The 13,134-nt window shown below is 68.9% G+C and carries 12 protein-coding genes; all 12 read right to left on the bottom strand.

All coding sequences use genetic code 11. The features are described from left to right. Position 1: 1 nt before the first annotated feature. The 12 genes from nuoL to BG482_RS13160 are packed head-to-tail and all read right to left on the bottom strand — an operon-like array spanning position 2 to position 12,914. Entirely contained in the window at positions 2-1,966 is a 1,965-nt protein-coding gene (gene nuoL / locus BG482_RS13215; RefSeq protein WP_069769181.1) for an NADH-quinone oxidoreductase subunit L, read from the bottom strand. A 15-nt stretch (positions 1,967-1,981) separates the two neighbouring features. Continuing rightward, positions 1,982-2,281 carry an NADH-quinone oxidoreductase subunit NuoK gene (gene nuoK / locus BG482_RS13210; RefSeq protein WP_020130147.1) on the bottom strand — a complete coding sequence of 100 codons (300 nt, stop codon included), beginning with the start codon at positions 2,279-2,281 and terminating at the stop codon, positions 1,982-1,984. Continuing rightward, complete coding sequence (locus BG482_RS13205) at positions 2,278-3,120, bottom strand: NADH-quinone oxidoreductase subunit J (RefSeq protein ID WP_069769180.1); 843 nt, start codon at positions 3,118-3,120, stop codon at positions 2,278-2,280. The genes nuoK and BG482_RS13205 overlap by 4 nt, the downstream gene beginning before the upstream one ends. Beyond that, on the bottom strand, positions 3,117-3,767 hold the full coding sequence (gene nuoI / locus BG482_RS13200; RefSeq protein WP_069769179.1) for an NADH-quinone oxidoreductase subunit NuoI: 651 nt from the start codon (positions 3,765-3,767) through the stop codon (positions 3,117-3,119). The genes BG482_RS13205 and nuoI overlap by 4 nt, the downstream gene beginning before the upstream one ends. Continuing rightward, positions 3,760-5,121, bottom strand: a complete 1,362-nt coding sequence (gene nuoH / locus BG482_RS13195) for an NADH-quinone oxidoreductase subunit NuoH (RefSeq protein WP_069769178.1) — start codon at positions 5,119-5,121, stop codon at positions 3,760-3,762. Before nuoH ends, nuoI begins: the two co-directional genes overlap by 8 nt. After that, entirely contained in the window at positions 5,118-7,622 is a 2,505-nt protein-coding gene (locus tag BG482_RS13190; protein ID WP_069769177.1) for an NADH-quinone oxidoreductase subunit G, read from the bottom strand. Before BG482_RS13190 ends, nuoH begins: the two co-directional genes overlap by 4 nt. Continuing rightward, complete coding sequence (gene nuoF, locus BG482_RS13185) at positions 7,619-8,971, bottom strand: NADH-quinone oxidoreductase subunit NuoF (protein ID WP_176741363.1); 1,353 nt, start codon at positions 8,969-8,971, stop codon at positions 7,619-7,621. Before nuoF ends, BG482_RS13190 begins: the two co-directional genes overlap by 4 nt. Continuing rightward, positions 8,968-9,855 (bottom strand): NADH-quinone oxidoreductase subunit NuoE, encoded by an 888-nt coding sequence (gene nuoE, locus BG482_RS13180; protein ID WP_069769175.1) that lies wholly within the window; start codon positions 9,853-9,855, stop codon positions 8,968-8,970. Before nuoE ends, nuoF begins: the two co-directional genes overlap by 4 nt. After that, the gene (locus BG482_RS13175) at positions 9,852-11,228 is read right to left on the bottom strand and encodes an NADH-quinone oxidoreductase subunit D (protein ID WP_079141781.1); all 1,377 of its coding nucleotides are present in this window, start codon (positions 11,226-11,228) and stop codon (positions 9,852-9,854) included. The genes nuoE and BG482_RS13175 overlap by 4 nt, the downstream gene beginning before the upstream one ends. Next, positions 11,225-11,989 (bottom strand): NADH-quinone oxidoreductase subunit C, encoded by a 765-nt coding sequence (locus BG482_RS13170; RefSeq protein WP_069769173.1) that lies wholly within the window; start codon positions 11,987-11,989, stop codon positions 11,225-11,227. The genes BG482_RS13175 and BG482_RS13170 overlap by 4 nt, the downstream gene beginning before the upstream one ends. After that, a complete protein-coding gene (locus BG482_RS13165; RefSeq protein WP_069769172.1) occupies positions 11,986-12,540 on the bottom strand; it encodes an NADH-quinone oxidoreductase subunit B family protein in 555 nt (184 codons plus the stop codon). The genes BG482_RS13170 and BG482_RS13165 overlap by 4 nt, the downstream gene beginning before the upstream one ends. A 14-nt stretch (positions 12,541-12,554) precedes the next feature. Then, positions 12,555-12,914 (bottom strand): NADH-quinone oxidoreductase subunit A, encoded by a 360-nt coding sequence (locus tag BG482_RS13160; protein WP_007383963.1) that lies wholly within the window; start codon positions 12,912-12,914, stop codon positions 12,555-12,557. Between the last annotated feature and the right edge of the window lie 220 nt (positions 12,915-13,134).

Genomic DNA, 13,134 nt, shown 5'->3' with positions numbered 1-13,134 from the left:
ATCAGACCGCCCTCATCAGCAGGGTCGCGGCGACGAGGAGCGCCGCACCGCCGAACATCGAGACCGCGTACGACCGCGCGAAGCCGTTCTGCAGCCGGCGCAGCCGCCCGGAGAGGCCGCCGACCGAGGCCGCCGTGCCGTTGACGACGCCGTCGACCAGGGTGTGGTCGACGTAGACCAGGGAGCGCGTGAGGTGCTCGCCGCCGCGCACCAGGACGACGTGGTTGAAGTCGTCCTGGAGCAGGTCCCGCCGGGCGGCCCGGGTGAGCAGCGACCCGCGCGGGGCGACGGCGGGGACGGGACGGCGGCCGTACTGGGCGTAGGCGATGCCGACGCCGATGACCAGGCAGACCATGGTCGCTCCCGTGACCGTCGCCACGCTGAGCGGCGAGTCGCCCTCGCTGTGCCCGGTGACGGGCTCCAGCCAGTGCAGGAAGCGGTCGCCGATGCTGAAGAACCCGCCCGCGAAGACCGACCCGAACGCCAGCACGATCATCGGGATTGTCATGACCTTGGGCGACTCGTGCGGGTGGGGTTCCGTGTGCTCGCCCTGGTGCTCGGCCGCGGGCTCCGCGCTGGGCGCCTCGGGCGAGCGGGTGGGCTGGTTCTTCCAACGCTCCTCGCCGAAGAACGTCATCAGCATCACGCGCGTCATGTAGTACGCGGTGATGGCCGCGCCGAGCAGGGCGCAGCCGCCGAGGATCCAGCCCTCGGCGCCGCCCTTGGCGAACGCCGCCTCGATGATCTTGTCCTTGGAGAAGAAGCCGGACAGCCCGGGGAAGCCGATGATGGCGAGGTAGCCGAGGCCGAAGGTGACGAAGGTGACGGGCATGTACTTCCGCAGGCCGCCGTACTTGCGCATGTCGACCTCGTCGTTCATGCCGTGCATGACCGAACCGGCGCCGAGGAACAGACCGGCCTTGAAGAAGCCGTGCGTCACCAGGTGCATGATCGCGAAGACGTAGCCGATGGGGCCGAGGCCCGCGGCCAGCACCATGTAGCCGATCTGCGACATGGTCGAGCCGGCCAGCGCCTTCTTGATGTCGTCCTTCGCGCAACCGACGATCGCACCGAACAGGAGGGTGACCGCACCGACGACGGTGACGACCAGTTGCGCGTCGGGAGCCCCGTTGAAGATCGCGGCGGACCGGACGATCAGGTACACGCCCGCGGTCACCATCGTGGCGGCGTGGATGAGGGCCGAGACCGGAGTCGGGCCCTCCATGGCGTCCCCGAGCCAGGACTGCAGGGGTACCTGGGCGGACTTGCCGCAGGCGGCGAGCAGCAGCATCAGGGCGATGGCCGTGAGCTTGCCCTCCGAGGCGTCACCGGCGATGCCGGGCTGTCCCTCCGCTCCGAGCAGCGGGCCGAAGGCGAACGTGCCGAAGGTGGTGAACATCAGCATGATGGCGATGGACAGGCCCATGTCGCCCACGCGGTTGACCAGGAAGGCCTTCTTCGCGGCGGTCACGGCGCTGGGCTTGTGCTGCCAGAAGCCGATGAGCAGGTAGGACGCGAGACCCACGCCCTCCCAGCCGACGTACAGCAGAAGGTAGTTGTCGGCGAGGACGAGCAACAGCATCGCCGCGAGGAACAGGTTCAGATAGCCGAAGAAGCGGCGGCGCCGCTCGTCGTGCTCCATGTACCCGACCGAGTACAGGTGGATCAGCGAGCCGACGCCCGTGATCAGCAGCACGAACGTCATCGACAACTGGTCGAGGCGGAAGCCGACGTCCGCCTGGAATCCCTCGACCGGGATCCAGCTGAACAGGTGCTGCGTCAGCGTCCGGTCCTCGGCGCTCCTGCCCAGCAGGTCGCTGAACAGGACGAGACCGAGCACGAAGGACACGGTCGACAGGAGCGTGCCGATCCACTGGCCGACGGCGTCGAGCCGACGGCCGCCGACCAGCAGGACGGCCGCTCCGAGCAGGGGCGCCGCGATCAGCAGCGCAATCAGGTTCTCCACGTTTCTTCCGACCCCTTACAGCTTCATCAGGCTGGCGTCGTCGACCGAGGCCGAGTGGCGGGAACGGAACAGCGACACGATGATCGCGAGTCCGACCACGACCTCCGCGGCGGCGACGACCATCGTGAAGAACGCGATGATCTGGCCGTCGAGATTGCCGTGCATCCGGGAGAAGGTGACGAACGCGAGGTTGCAGGCGTTGAGCATGAGCTCGATGCACATGAAGACGACGATCGCGTTGCGCCTGATCAGCACACCCGTCGCACCGATCGTGAACAACAGGGCCGCGAGATAGAGGTAGTTGACGGGATTCACTTCGACGCCTCCTCCGTCCGCTTCAGGTGCGGCGGCTCGATCGCGGCCCGCTCCAGGCGCTCCTCCGCGCGCTGTTCCAGGGCCTTGAGGTCGTTGAGCGCCTCGGCGGACACGTCACGGATCTGACCGCGCTCGCGCAGTGTCCTGCTGACCGTGAGCTCAGAGGGCGTGCCGTCGGGCAGCAGGCCCTGGACGTCCACGGCGTTGTGCCGCGCGTACACGCCCGGCGCCGGCAGCGGAGGCACATGCTTGCCCTCGCGCACCCGCCGCTCGGACAGCTCGCGCTGGGTCAGGGCGCGCTCGGTGCGCTCGCGGTGGGTGAGCACCATGGCGCCGACGGCGGCCGTGATGAGCAGGGCGCCGGTGATCTCGAAGGCGAAGACGTACTTGGTGAAGATGAGGGTGGCGAGGCCCTCCACATTGCCGTGCGCGTTCGCCTCGGTCAGGCCGGTGAACTCCGTCAGAGAGGCGTGGCCGATGCCGGCGATCAGCAGGACGCCGAACCCCAGACCGCTGAGGAGGGCCAGCCAGCGCTGTCCCTTGATGGTCTCCTTCAGGGAGTCCGCCGCGGTGACGCCGACCAGCATCACCACGAACAGGAACAGCATCATGATCGCGCCGGTGTAGACGACGATCTGCACGATGCCCAGGAAGTAGGCGCCGTTGGCGAGATACAAGATCGCCAGAATGATCATGGTGCCGGCGAGACAGAGCGCGCTGTGCACGGCCTTCTTCATGAAGACGGTGCACAGGGCGCCGACGACGGCGACGGTGCCGAGCACCCAGAACTGGAAGGCCTCACCGGTGGAGGTGGAATAGGCGGCGAGCTGCGCGCTCATCGGCGGATCACCTCCTCCGAGGCCGGCTCGTCCGGACCGAAGGTGGAGTCGGCTTCCTGCGGGACCTCGCCCTTGGAGACGGCCACCTGGCGCTCCGTGCCGGGCGCGGCCTCCGTCACCAGGCCCCGGTAGTAGTCCTGTTCGTCCGTGCCGGGGTAGATGGCGTGGGGGGAGTCCACCATGCCGTCGTCCAGGCCCGCGAGCAGTTGCTCCTTGGTGTAGATCAGGTTGGCGCGGCTGGAGTCGGCGAGTTCGAACTCGTTCGTCATCGTCAACGCGCGCGTGGGACAAGCCTCGATGCACAGGCCGCACAGAATGCACCGGGCGTAGTTGATCTGATAGACGCGCCCGTACCGCTCACCCGGCGAGTAACGCTCCTCGTCGGTGTTGTCGGCGCCCTCCACGTAGATGGCGTCGGCGGGGCAGGCCCAGGCGCACAGCTCACAGCCGACGCACTTCTCCAGACCGTCCGGATGGCGGTTGAGCTGGTGCCGCCCGTGGAACCGGGGAGCCGTGGTCTTCTCCTGCTCCGGGTACTGCTCGGTCAGCCGCTTCTTGAACATGGCCTTGAAGGTCACGCCGAAGCCGGCCACCGGGTTCTGGAAACCAGGCGTCGTCTGCCCGGCCTCCTTGGGCTCCTCAGCCATCGGACGCCTCCTTTCCCTGTCGCGATCCGTCACTCACAGTGTCCACCCCGCCACTGACAATGAGCTCCCGCTCCCGGCGCGGACTGCGCCTGGGCACCGGGGGGAGCTCCTGTCCCGGCAGCGGCGGGACGGGGAACCCGCCCGCCATGGGGTCGAAGCCGACCGGCTCGGCCGGCTCCTGCGCGCTCTTCCCGCCGTTGCGGAACATGTCCACGACGAAGGAGAGCAACAGCAGGACCAGGACGCCGCCGCCGACGTAGAGGAAGATGTCGGCGAAGTCGTAGTTCTCGTTGCGCAGCGTCCGCACGGTCGCGACGAGCATCAGCCACGTCACCGAGACGGGGATCAGGACCTTCCAGCCGAGCTTCATCAGCTGGTCGTAGCGGACGCGGGGAAGCGTGCCGCGCAGCCAGATGAAGAAGAACAACAGCAGCTGCACCTTGACGACGAACCAGAGCATCGGCCACCAGCCGTGGTTCGCGCCCTCCCAGAAGGCGCTGATCGGCCAGGGAGCCCGCCAGCCGCCGAGGAAGAGCGTGGTCGACACGGCGGAGACCGTCACCATGTTCACGTACTCGGCGAGCATGAACATCGCGAACTTGATCGACGAGTACTCGGTGTTGAAGCCGCCGACCAGGTCGCCCTCGGACTCCGGCATGTCGAACGGAGCGCGGTTGGTCTCGCCGACCATCGTGACGATGTACAGGATGAAGGAGACCGGCAACAGGAGGATGTACCAGCGGTCGTGCTGCTGCTCGACGATCGTCGACGTCGACATCGACCCCGAGTAGAGGAACACCGAGGCGAACGCGGCGCCCATGGCGATCTCGTAGGAGATCATCTGCGCGCACGACCGCAGACCGCCCAGCAGCGGGTACGTGGAGCCGGAGCTCCACCCCGCCAGGACGATGCCGTAGATGCCGACCGAGGCGACCGCGAGGATGTAGAGCATCGCGATCGGCAGGTCGGTGAGCTGCATCGTGGTGCGCCGGCCGAAGATCGAGATCTCGTTGCCGGCCGGCCCGAAGGGGATCACGGCGATCGCCATGAAGGCCGGGATGGCCGCGACGATCGGCGCGAGGACGTACACCACCTTGTCCGCGCGTTTGACGATCAGGTCTTCCTTCAGCATCAGCTTGATGCCGTCGGCGAGCGACTGCAGCATGCCCCAGGGGCCGTGCCGGTTGGGGCCGATGCGCAACTGCATCCAGGCGACGACCTTGCGTTCCCACACGATGGAGAACAGCACGGTGATCATCAGGAAGGCGAAGCAGAACACCGCCTTGACGACGACCAGCCACCAGGGGTCGCGGCCGAACATCGAGAGGTCTTCAGCGGCGAGGTACGGGCTCATGCCTCCACCTCCTTGGGGGCGTCGGCGGCGAGCGTCGCCGGGCCGATGCGGACGAGGGAACCGGGCGTGGCCCCGGCATCGGATGCGACACCCCTGCCGATGGAGTTCAGCGGCAGCCAGACGACCCGGTCGGGCATCTCGGTGATCTGCAGCGGCAGTTCGACCACCCCGGCGGGACCGGTGACGGCGAGCAGGTCGCCGTCCTTGACGCCCGCCTCGGCGGCCGTGGCGGCCGACACACGCGCGCGTGCGGCGTGCCGGGTCCCGGCGAGCGCCTCGTCACCCTGCTGCAGGACGCCCTGGTCGAGCAGCAGGCGGTGCCCTGCGAGCACCGCCTCCCCGGCCGCGGGTCGCGGCAGCTGAGCGGCCGTCTCCACGGGGGCGGCGGCCCGCGGGCCGTCCCAGGCTCCGAGCCGGTCGAGCTCCGCGCGCGCGGTGCGCAGATCCGGCAGTCCGAGATGGACGTCCATGGCGTCCGCGAGCATCTGCAGCACACGCGCGTCGGCCGGCGCCCCACGGCGGGTCATCTGGTCGGGCTTCAGCGCGGCCTCGAAGAAGCGCACCCTGCCCTCCCAGTTGAGGAACGCGCCGGCCTTCTCGGCGACCGCGGCCACCGGCAGCACGACGTCGGCGTGCTCGGTGACCTCGCCGGGCCTCAGCTCCAGCGACACCACGAAGCCGGCCTCGGCCAGCGCCGCACGCGCGCGTGCCGGGTCGGGCAGGTCCGCGACCTCGACGCCGGCGACGAGCAGCGCCTGGAGTTCGCCGGACACCGCGGCCTCGATGATCTGCCCGGTGTCACGGCCGTAACGGTGCGGGAGTTCGGCCAGGCCCCAGGCCGCGGCGACCTCGTCCCGCGCGCGGGGGTCGGTGGCCGGACGGCCGCCCGGCAGGAGGGAGGGCAGTGCGCCCGCCTCGATCGCGCCCCGCTCCCCCGCCCGGCGCGGAATCCACACCAGCCGGGCGCCCGTCGCCGCGGCGGCCCGCACCGCGGCGGTGAGGGCACCGGCAACCCCGGCGAGCCGCTCTCCGACGACGATCACCGCGCCCGGGGCCCGCAGCGCCTCGGCGGCCGTGCCGCCCGCGTCCTGCAGGCCGACACCGCTCGCGAGCGCGTCCAGCCACTCCGTCTCGGTGCCCGGAGCCGCCGGCAGCAGCGTGCCGCCCGCCTTCTCGAGGCCCCGGGTGGCGTGGGTGCCCAGCGAGAACACCCGCTGCCCGTGCTTGCGCCAGGCCTTGCGCAACCGCAGGAAGACGCCGGGCGCCTCCTCCTCCGACTCGAACCCCGCCAGCAGAACCGTCGGCGCCTTCTCCAGGAGGGTGTACGTGACGCCCCCGCCGTCGAGGTCACGACCGCGGCCGGCGACGTGGGCGGCCAGGAAGTCGGCCTCCTCACTGCTGTGCACCCGCGCGCGGAAGTCGACGTCGTTGGTGTCGAGCGCCACGCGCGCGAACTTGCTGTACGCGTAGGCGTCCTCGATGGTGAGCCGACCGCCGGTCAGGACGCCGGTCCTGCCGCGCGAGGCCAGCAACCCCTGGGCCGCGATCTGCAACGCCTCCGGCCAGGAAGCCGGCACGAGGTCTCCCTCGGCGTTGCGCACCCGTGGCGTCTCCAGCCGGTCCCGCTGTTGCGCGTACCGGAAGGCGAACCGCCCCTTGTCGCAGATCCACTCCTCGTTGACCTCGGGGTCGTTGGCGGCCAGGCGCCGCATGACCTTGCCGCGCCGGTGGTCGGTGCGTGTGGCGCAGCCGCCGGAGCAGTGCTCGCAGACCGACGGCGAGGAGACCAGGTCGAAGGGCCGGGAGCGGAACCGGTAGGCCGCCGAGGTCAGCGCGCCGACCGGGCAGATCTGGATGGTGTTGCCGGAGAAGTACGACTCGAAGGGGTCGCCCTCGCCGGTGCCGACCTGCTGGAGCGCGCCCCGCTCGATCAGCTCGATCATCGGGTCGCCCGCCACCTGGTTGGAGAACCTGGTGCAGCGGGCGCACAGCACGCACCGCTCGCGGTCGAGCAGCACCTGCGTGGAGATCGGGACGGGCTTTTCGTACGTACGCTTGCGGCCCTCGAACCGGGACTCGGCCTGACCGTGCGACATGGCCTGGTTCTGCAGGGGGCACTCGCCGCCCTTGTCGCAGACCGGACAGTCCAGCGGGTGGTTGATGAGGAGCAGCTCCATCACGCCGTGCTGCGCCTTCTCGGCCGCGGGCGAGGTGAGGTGGGTCTTCACCACCATGCCGTCGGTGCAGGTGATGGTGCAGGATGCCATGGGCTTGCGCTGGCCCTCGACCTCGACGATGCACTGCCGGCAGGCGCCGGCCGGATCGAGGAGGGGATGGTCGCAGAAGCGGGGGATCTCGATGCCGAGCTGCTCGGCGGCCCGGATGACCAGAGTGCCCTTGGGCACGCTGATCTCGGCGCCGTCGATGCTCAGCGTGACGAGATCTTCCGGCGGGACCGCCGCCTCGCCGCCTCCGGAGGGAGCGCTGGTGGTCACCGTCATGCGTTCACCTCCGTGTGCTTGTCCGCCCAGACCGTCGACTTGGCCGGGTCGAAGGGGCAGCCCCGGCCCGTGATGTGCTCCTCGTACTCCTCGCGGAAGTACTTCAGCGAGGAGAAGATCGGCGAGGCGGCGCCGTCGCCGAGGGCGCAGAAGGACTTGCCGTTGATGTTGTCGGCGATGTCGTTGAGCTTGTCGAGGTCGGAGAGGACCCCCTTGCCGGCTTCGATGTCCCGCAGCAACTGCACGAGCCAGTAGGTGCCTTCGCGGCACGGGGTGCACTTGCCGCAGGACTCGTGGGCGTAGAACTCGGTCCAGCGGGTCACGGCCCGCACGACGCACGTCGTCTCGTCGAAGCACTGCAGGGCTTTCGTGCCGAGCATGGAACCCGCGGCGCCCACTCCTTCGTAGTCAAGAGGGACGTCGAGGTGCTCGTCGGTGAACATCGGCGTCGAGGACCCGCCCGGCGTCCAGAACTTGAGCCGGTGCCCGGGTCGCATTCCGCCGCTCATCTCCAGGAGCTGGCGCAGCGTGATGCCGAGCGGCGCCTCGTACTGGCCGGGGCTGGCGACATGGCCGCTGAGGGAGTAGAGCGTGAAGCCCGGGGACTTCTCGCTTCCCATCGACCTGAACCATTCCTTGCCGTTTTTCAGGATCGCGGGAACTGACGCGATCGACTCGACGTTATTCACCACAGTCGGGCACGCATAGAGGCCCGCGACCGCAGGAAAGGGGGGACGAAGCCGCGGTTGACCACGGCGGCCTTCGAGCGAGTCGAGCAGTGCGGTCTCCTCACCGCAGATGTACGCGCCGGCGCCGGCGTGCACGGTGATTTCGAGGTCGAGTCCACTGCCCAGGATGTTCTCGCCGAGGTAGCCCGCCGCACGGGCCTCGCGCACGGCCTCGTGCAGCCGCCGCAGAACAGGGACGACTTCACCCCGTAGATAGATGAAGGCATGAGACGACCTGATGGCATAACACGCGATCACCATGCCCTCGATGAGGCTGTGCGGGTTCGCGAAGAGGAGCGGGATGTCCTTGCAGGTCCCGGGCTCCGATTCGTCGGCGTTGACAACTAGATAGTGCGGCTTTCCATCCCCCTGGGGAATGAACTGCCATTTCATTCCGGTGGGGAATCCCGCGCCGCCCCGCCCTCGCAGACCGGAGTCCTTGACGTAGGCGATCAGGTCGTCCGGCGACATGGCGAGCGCCTTGCGAAGGCCCTCGTACCCTTCGTGCCTCCGGTAGACGTCGAGGCTCCAGGACTTGTCCTCGTCCCAGAAGGCCGACAACACGGGTGCGAGCAGCTTCTCGGGGCTGCTGCCTTTCAGCTCGGGTGCCAAGGTCATCACTCCCCCTCCTCGGCGGTAGGCCCTGCCGGGTGGGCCGGGTCGGAGGCCGACGTGTCCTGCGGCGCGTCATGCGAACTCAGGTGCTCGCCGGGCGACGGGTCGTGCGGTGTCGCGTCGCTCGGGGCCTTGCCCTGCGGCTGGTCGTGCGGCCCGCCGTCGCGTGGATGGACCACGCGCGCGGGTGCGGTCTCTCCCCTTGCCAGGCGAAGACCCACCAGCGACGCCGGTCCCGCTCCGCCGCTCGCCTCGACGGCACCCTCCCGCTCGTCGGGGAAGCCCGCCAGGATCCGGGCCGTCTCCTTGAACGTGCACAGCGGCGCACCTCGCGTGGGTGAGACGGTGCCTCCGGTCCGCAGGTCGTCGACCAGGCGCTTCGCGCTCTGCACGGTCTGGTTGTCGAAGAACTCCCAGTTGACCATCACGACCGGCGCGAAGTCGCAGGCCGCGTTGCACTCGATGTGCTCCAGAGTGATCTTCCCGTCGTCGGTGGTCTCACCGTTGCCGACACCCAGGTACTCCTGGAGCCCCTCGAAGATCGCGTCCCCGCCCATCACCGCGCACAGCGTGTTGGTGCACACCCCTACCTGGTAGTCGCCGCTGGGGCGGCGGCGGTACATGGTGTAGAAGGTGGCGACCGCCGTGACCTCGGCCGTCGTCAGGTCCAGCACGTCCGCGCAGAACCGCATCCCGGTGCGCGTGACGTGCCCCTCCTCCGACTGCACGAGGTGCAGCAACGGCAGGAGCGCGGACCGGGAATCGGGGTAGCGGGCGATGATCTCGCGCGCGTCCGCCTCCAGTCGGGCTCGGACGTCGTCCGGGTAGGCGGGTGCGGGCAGCTCGGGCATGCCCAGGCTGACGCCCCGCTCGGAAGAAGAGGTGGTCACCGGTCGACGCCTCCCATCACGGGGTCGATGGACGCGACGGCGACGATGACGTCGGCGACCTGGCCGCCCTCGCACATCGCCGCCATGGCCTGCAGGTTGGTGAAGGACGGGTCCCGGAAGTGGACCCGGTAGGGGCGGGTGCCTCCGTCGGAGACGGCGTGCACCCCCAGTTCGCCCTTGGGCGACTCGACCGCCGCGTACGCCTGTCCCGGCGGCACGCGGAAGCCCTCGGTGACCAGCTTGAAGTGGTGGATCAGGGCCTCCATGGAGGTGCCCATGATCTTCTTGATGTGGTCGAGGGAGTTGCCGAGACCGTCGGGGCCCAGGGCGAGCTGAGCGGGCCAGGCGATCTTCCGGTCGGCGACCATGACCGGGCCGGGCTGGAGCCGGTCCAGGCACTGCTCCACGATCCGCAGCGACTGCCGCATCTCCTCCAGGCGGATGAGGAAGCGGCCGTAGGAGTCGCAGGAGTCCGCGGTCGGGACGTCGAATTCGTACGTCTCGTAGTCGCAGTAGGGCTGTGTCTTGCGCAGGTCGTGAGGCAGGCCGGTGGAGCGCAGGATCGGGCCGGTGGCGCCGAGGGCCATGCAGCCGGCCAGGTCGAGATAGCCGACGTCCTGCATACGGGCCTTGAAGATGGGGTTCCCGGTGGCGAGCTTGTCGTACTCGGGGAGGTTCTTCTTCATCTTCTTCACGAACTCGCGGATCTGGTCCACCGCGCCGGGCGGCAGGTCCTGGGCGAGTCCGCCGGGGCGGATGTACGCGTGGTTCATCCGCAGGCCCGTGATGAGCTCGTAGATGTCGAGAATCATTTCACGATCACGGAATCCGTAGATCATGATCGTGGTGGCGCCGAGCTCCATGCCGCCGGTGGCGATGCACACCAGGTGGGACGACAGCCGGTTCAGCTCCATCAGGAGCACCCGGATGATCTTGGCGCGCTCGGTGATCTGGTCCTCGACGCCCAGGAGCTTCTCGACGGCGAGACAGTAGGCGGTCTCGTTGAAGAAGGACGTCAGGTAGTCCATGCGCGTCACGAACGTGGTGCCCTGGGTCCACGTGCGGTACTCGAGGTTCTTCTCGATGCCGGTGTGGAGGTAGCCGATGCCGCAGCGGGCCTCGGTGACCGTCTCGCCCTCGATCTCCAGGATGAGGCGGAGCACTCCGTGGGTGGAGGGGTGCTGGGGGCCCATGTTGACGACGATGCGCTCGTCGTCGGCGCGGGCCGCGGACTGCACGACCTCGTCCCAGTCGCCACCGGTGACCGTGTATACCGTGCCCTCGGTGGTCTCACGGGCGGACGCCATCGAGGAGGTGGTCCCGGAGGGACTCGATGAGGGGTGGTGGCCGGGCGACGGGTTGGGAGTGCTCATGAGTACGACCTCCGCTGGTCCGGAGCCGGGATCTGGGCGCCCTTGTACTCGACGGGGATGCCGCCGAGGGGGTAGTCCTTGCGCTGCGGATGGCCCGGCCAGTCGTCGGGCATCATGATCCGCGTCAGGGCCGGGTGACCGTCGAAGACGATTCCGAAGAAGTCGTAGGTCTCGCGCTCGTGCCAGTCGTTCGTGGGGTACACGGAGACCAGGGACGGGACGTGCGGCTCGGCGTCCGGGGCGCTGACCTCCAGGCGGATCAGCCGGTTGTGGGTGATCGAGCGCAGGTGGTAGACGGCGTGCAGCTCGCGCCCCTTGTCGTTGGGGTAGTGCACGCCGGAGACGCCGGTGCAGAGTTCGAAGCGCAGGGCCGGGTCGTCGCGCAGGGTGCGGGCGACGCGCAGCAGGTGCTCGCGCTCGACGTGGAACGTGAGCTCGCCGCGGTCGACGACCGTCTTCTCGATCGCGTTCTCCGGGAGCAGGCCCTGCTCCTCCAGCGCGCCCTCGAGTTCGTCGGCGACCTCGTCGAACCAGCCGCCGTAGGGGCGGTTCGTGGCGCCGGGAAGCCGGACCGAGCGGACCAGGCCGCCGTAGCCGGAGGTGTCTCCGCCGTTGTCGGCGCCGAACATGCCGCGCTGGACGCGGACCTCCTCCCCGCCCTGGCCGCGCTGGCCGGGGAGGTTGGAGGCGGAGAGGTCCTTCTCGGGGTTCACCCCGTTCGAGGAGCCGTTCGCGCCGTGGGTGCCGTTCGCGTCGCTCACCGCAGCAGCCCCTTCATCTCGATCATGGGCAGGGCCTTGAGCGCCGCTTCCTCCGCCTCGCGGGCCGCCTCCTCGGCGTTCACGCCCAGCTTGGTGTTCTGGATCTTCTGGTGGAGCTTGAGGATCGCGTCCATCAGCATCTCGGGGCGCGGCGGGCAGCCCGGGAGATAGATGTCGACGGGGACGATGTGATCGACGCCCTGGACGATCGCGTAGTTGTTGAACATGCCGCCGGAGGAGGCGCACACGCCCATGGAGATGACCCACTTGGGGTTCGGCATCTGGTCGTAGACCTGCCGCAGCACCGGCGCCATCTTCTGGCTCACCCGGCCTGCCACGATCATCAGGTCCGCCTGGCGGGGCGAACCGCGGAAGACCTCCATGCCGAAGCGGGCCAGGTCGTAGCGGCCCGCGCCGGTGGTCATCATCTCGATGGCGCAGCAGGCGAGGCCGAAGGTGGCGGGGAAGACGGACGCCTTGCGCACCCAGCCCGCGGCCTGCTCGACGGTGGTCAGCAGGAAGCCGCTCGGCAGTTTTTCTTCGAGTCCCATGACTTAAAGGCCCCTCAGTCCCATTCCAGGCCGCCGCGCCGCCATACGTACGCGTACGCCACGAAGACGGTGAGCACGAAGAGCAGCATCTCCACGAGCCCGAAGACACCCAGGGCGTCGAAGGTGACGGCCCAGGGGTAGAGGAAGACGATCTCGATGTCGAAGACGATGAAGAGCATCGCCGTCAGGTAGTACTTGATCGGGAAGCGCCCGCCGCCGGCCGGCGTGGGGGTCGGCTCGATTCCGCACTCATAGGCCTCGAGCTTGGCGCGGTTGTAGCGCTTCGGCCCGATCAGCGTGGCCATGACCACGGAGAAGATCGCAAAGCCTGCTCCGAGGGCTCCCAGTACGAGGATGGGCGCATAAGCGTTCACCGCTCCTCGCTCCTCTCAGTCGGCACTGACTGCTGGCGATGGCGTCGGACTCGATGCCGCCCCACCGCGCCGCCCACTCCGCCCGTCCTGACGAAGATCGCGAACATGTGAAGCAGGTCACAAGCCCAACTGCCTCGCATCCTATGCCCGCCGCTCTGTGATCTGCGACACGGGGTATTACACAAGCTTTGTGATCTCCACCACCTGACGAAGGATCATG

It is taken from the genome of Streptomyces sp. LUP30, assembly GCF_001746365.1.
In the GTDB taxonomy this organism is placed as follows: domain Bacteria; phylum Actinomycetota; class Actinomycetes; order Streptomycetales; family Streptomycetaceae; genus Streptomyces.
The sequence above is the reverse complement of the archived record's forward strand: the minus strand, read 5'-3'. Positions and strand labels throughout refer to the sequence as shown.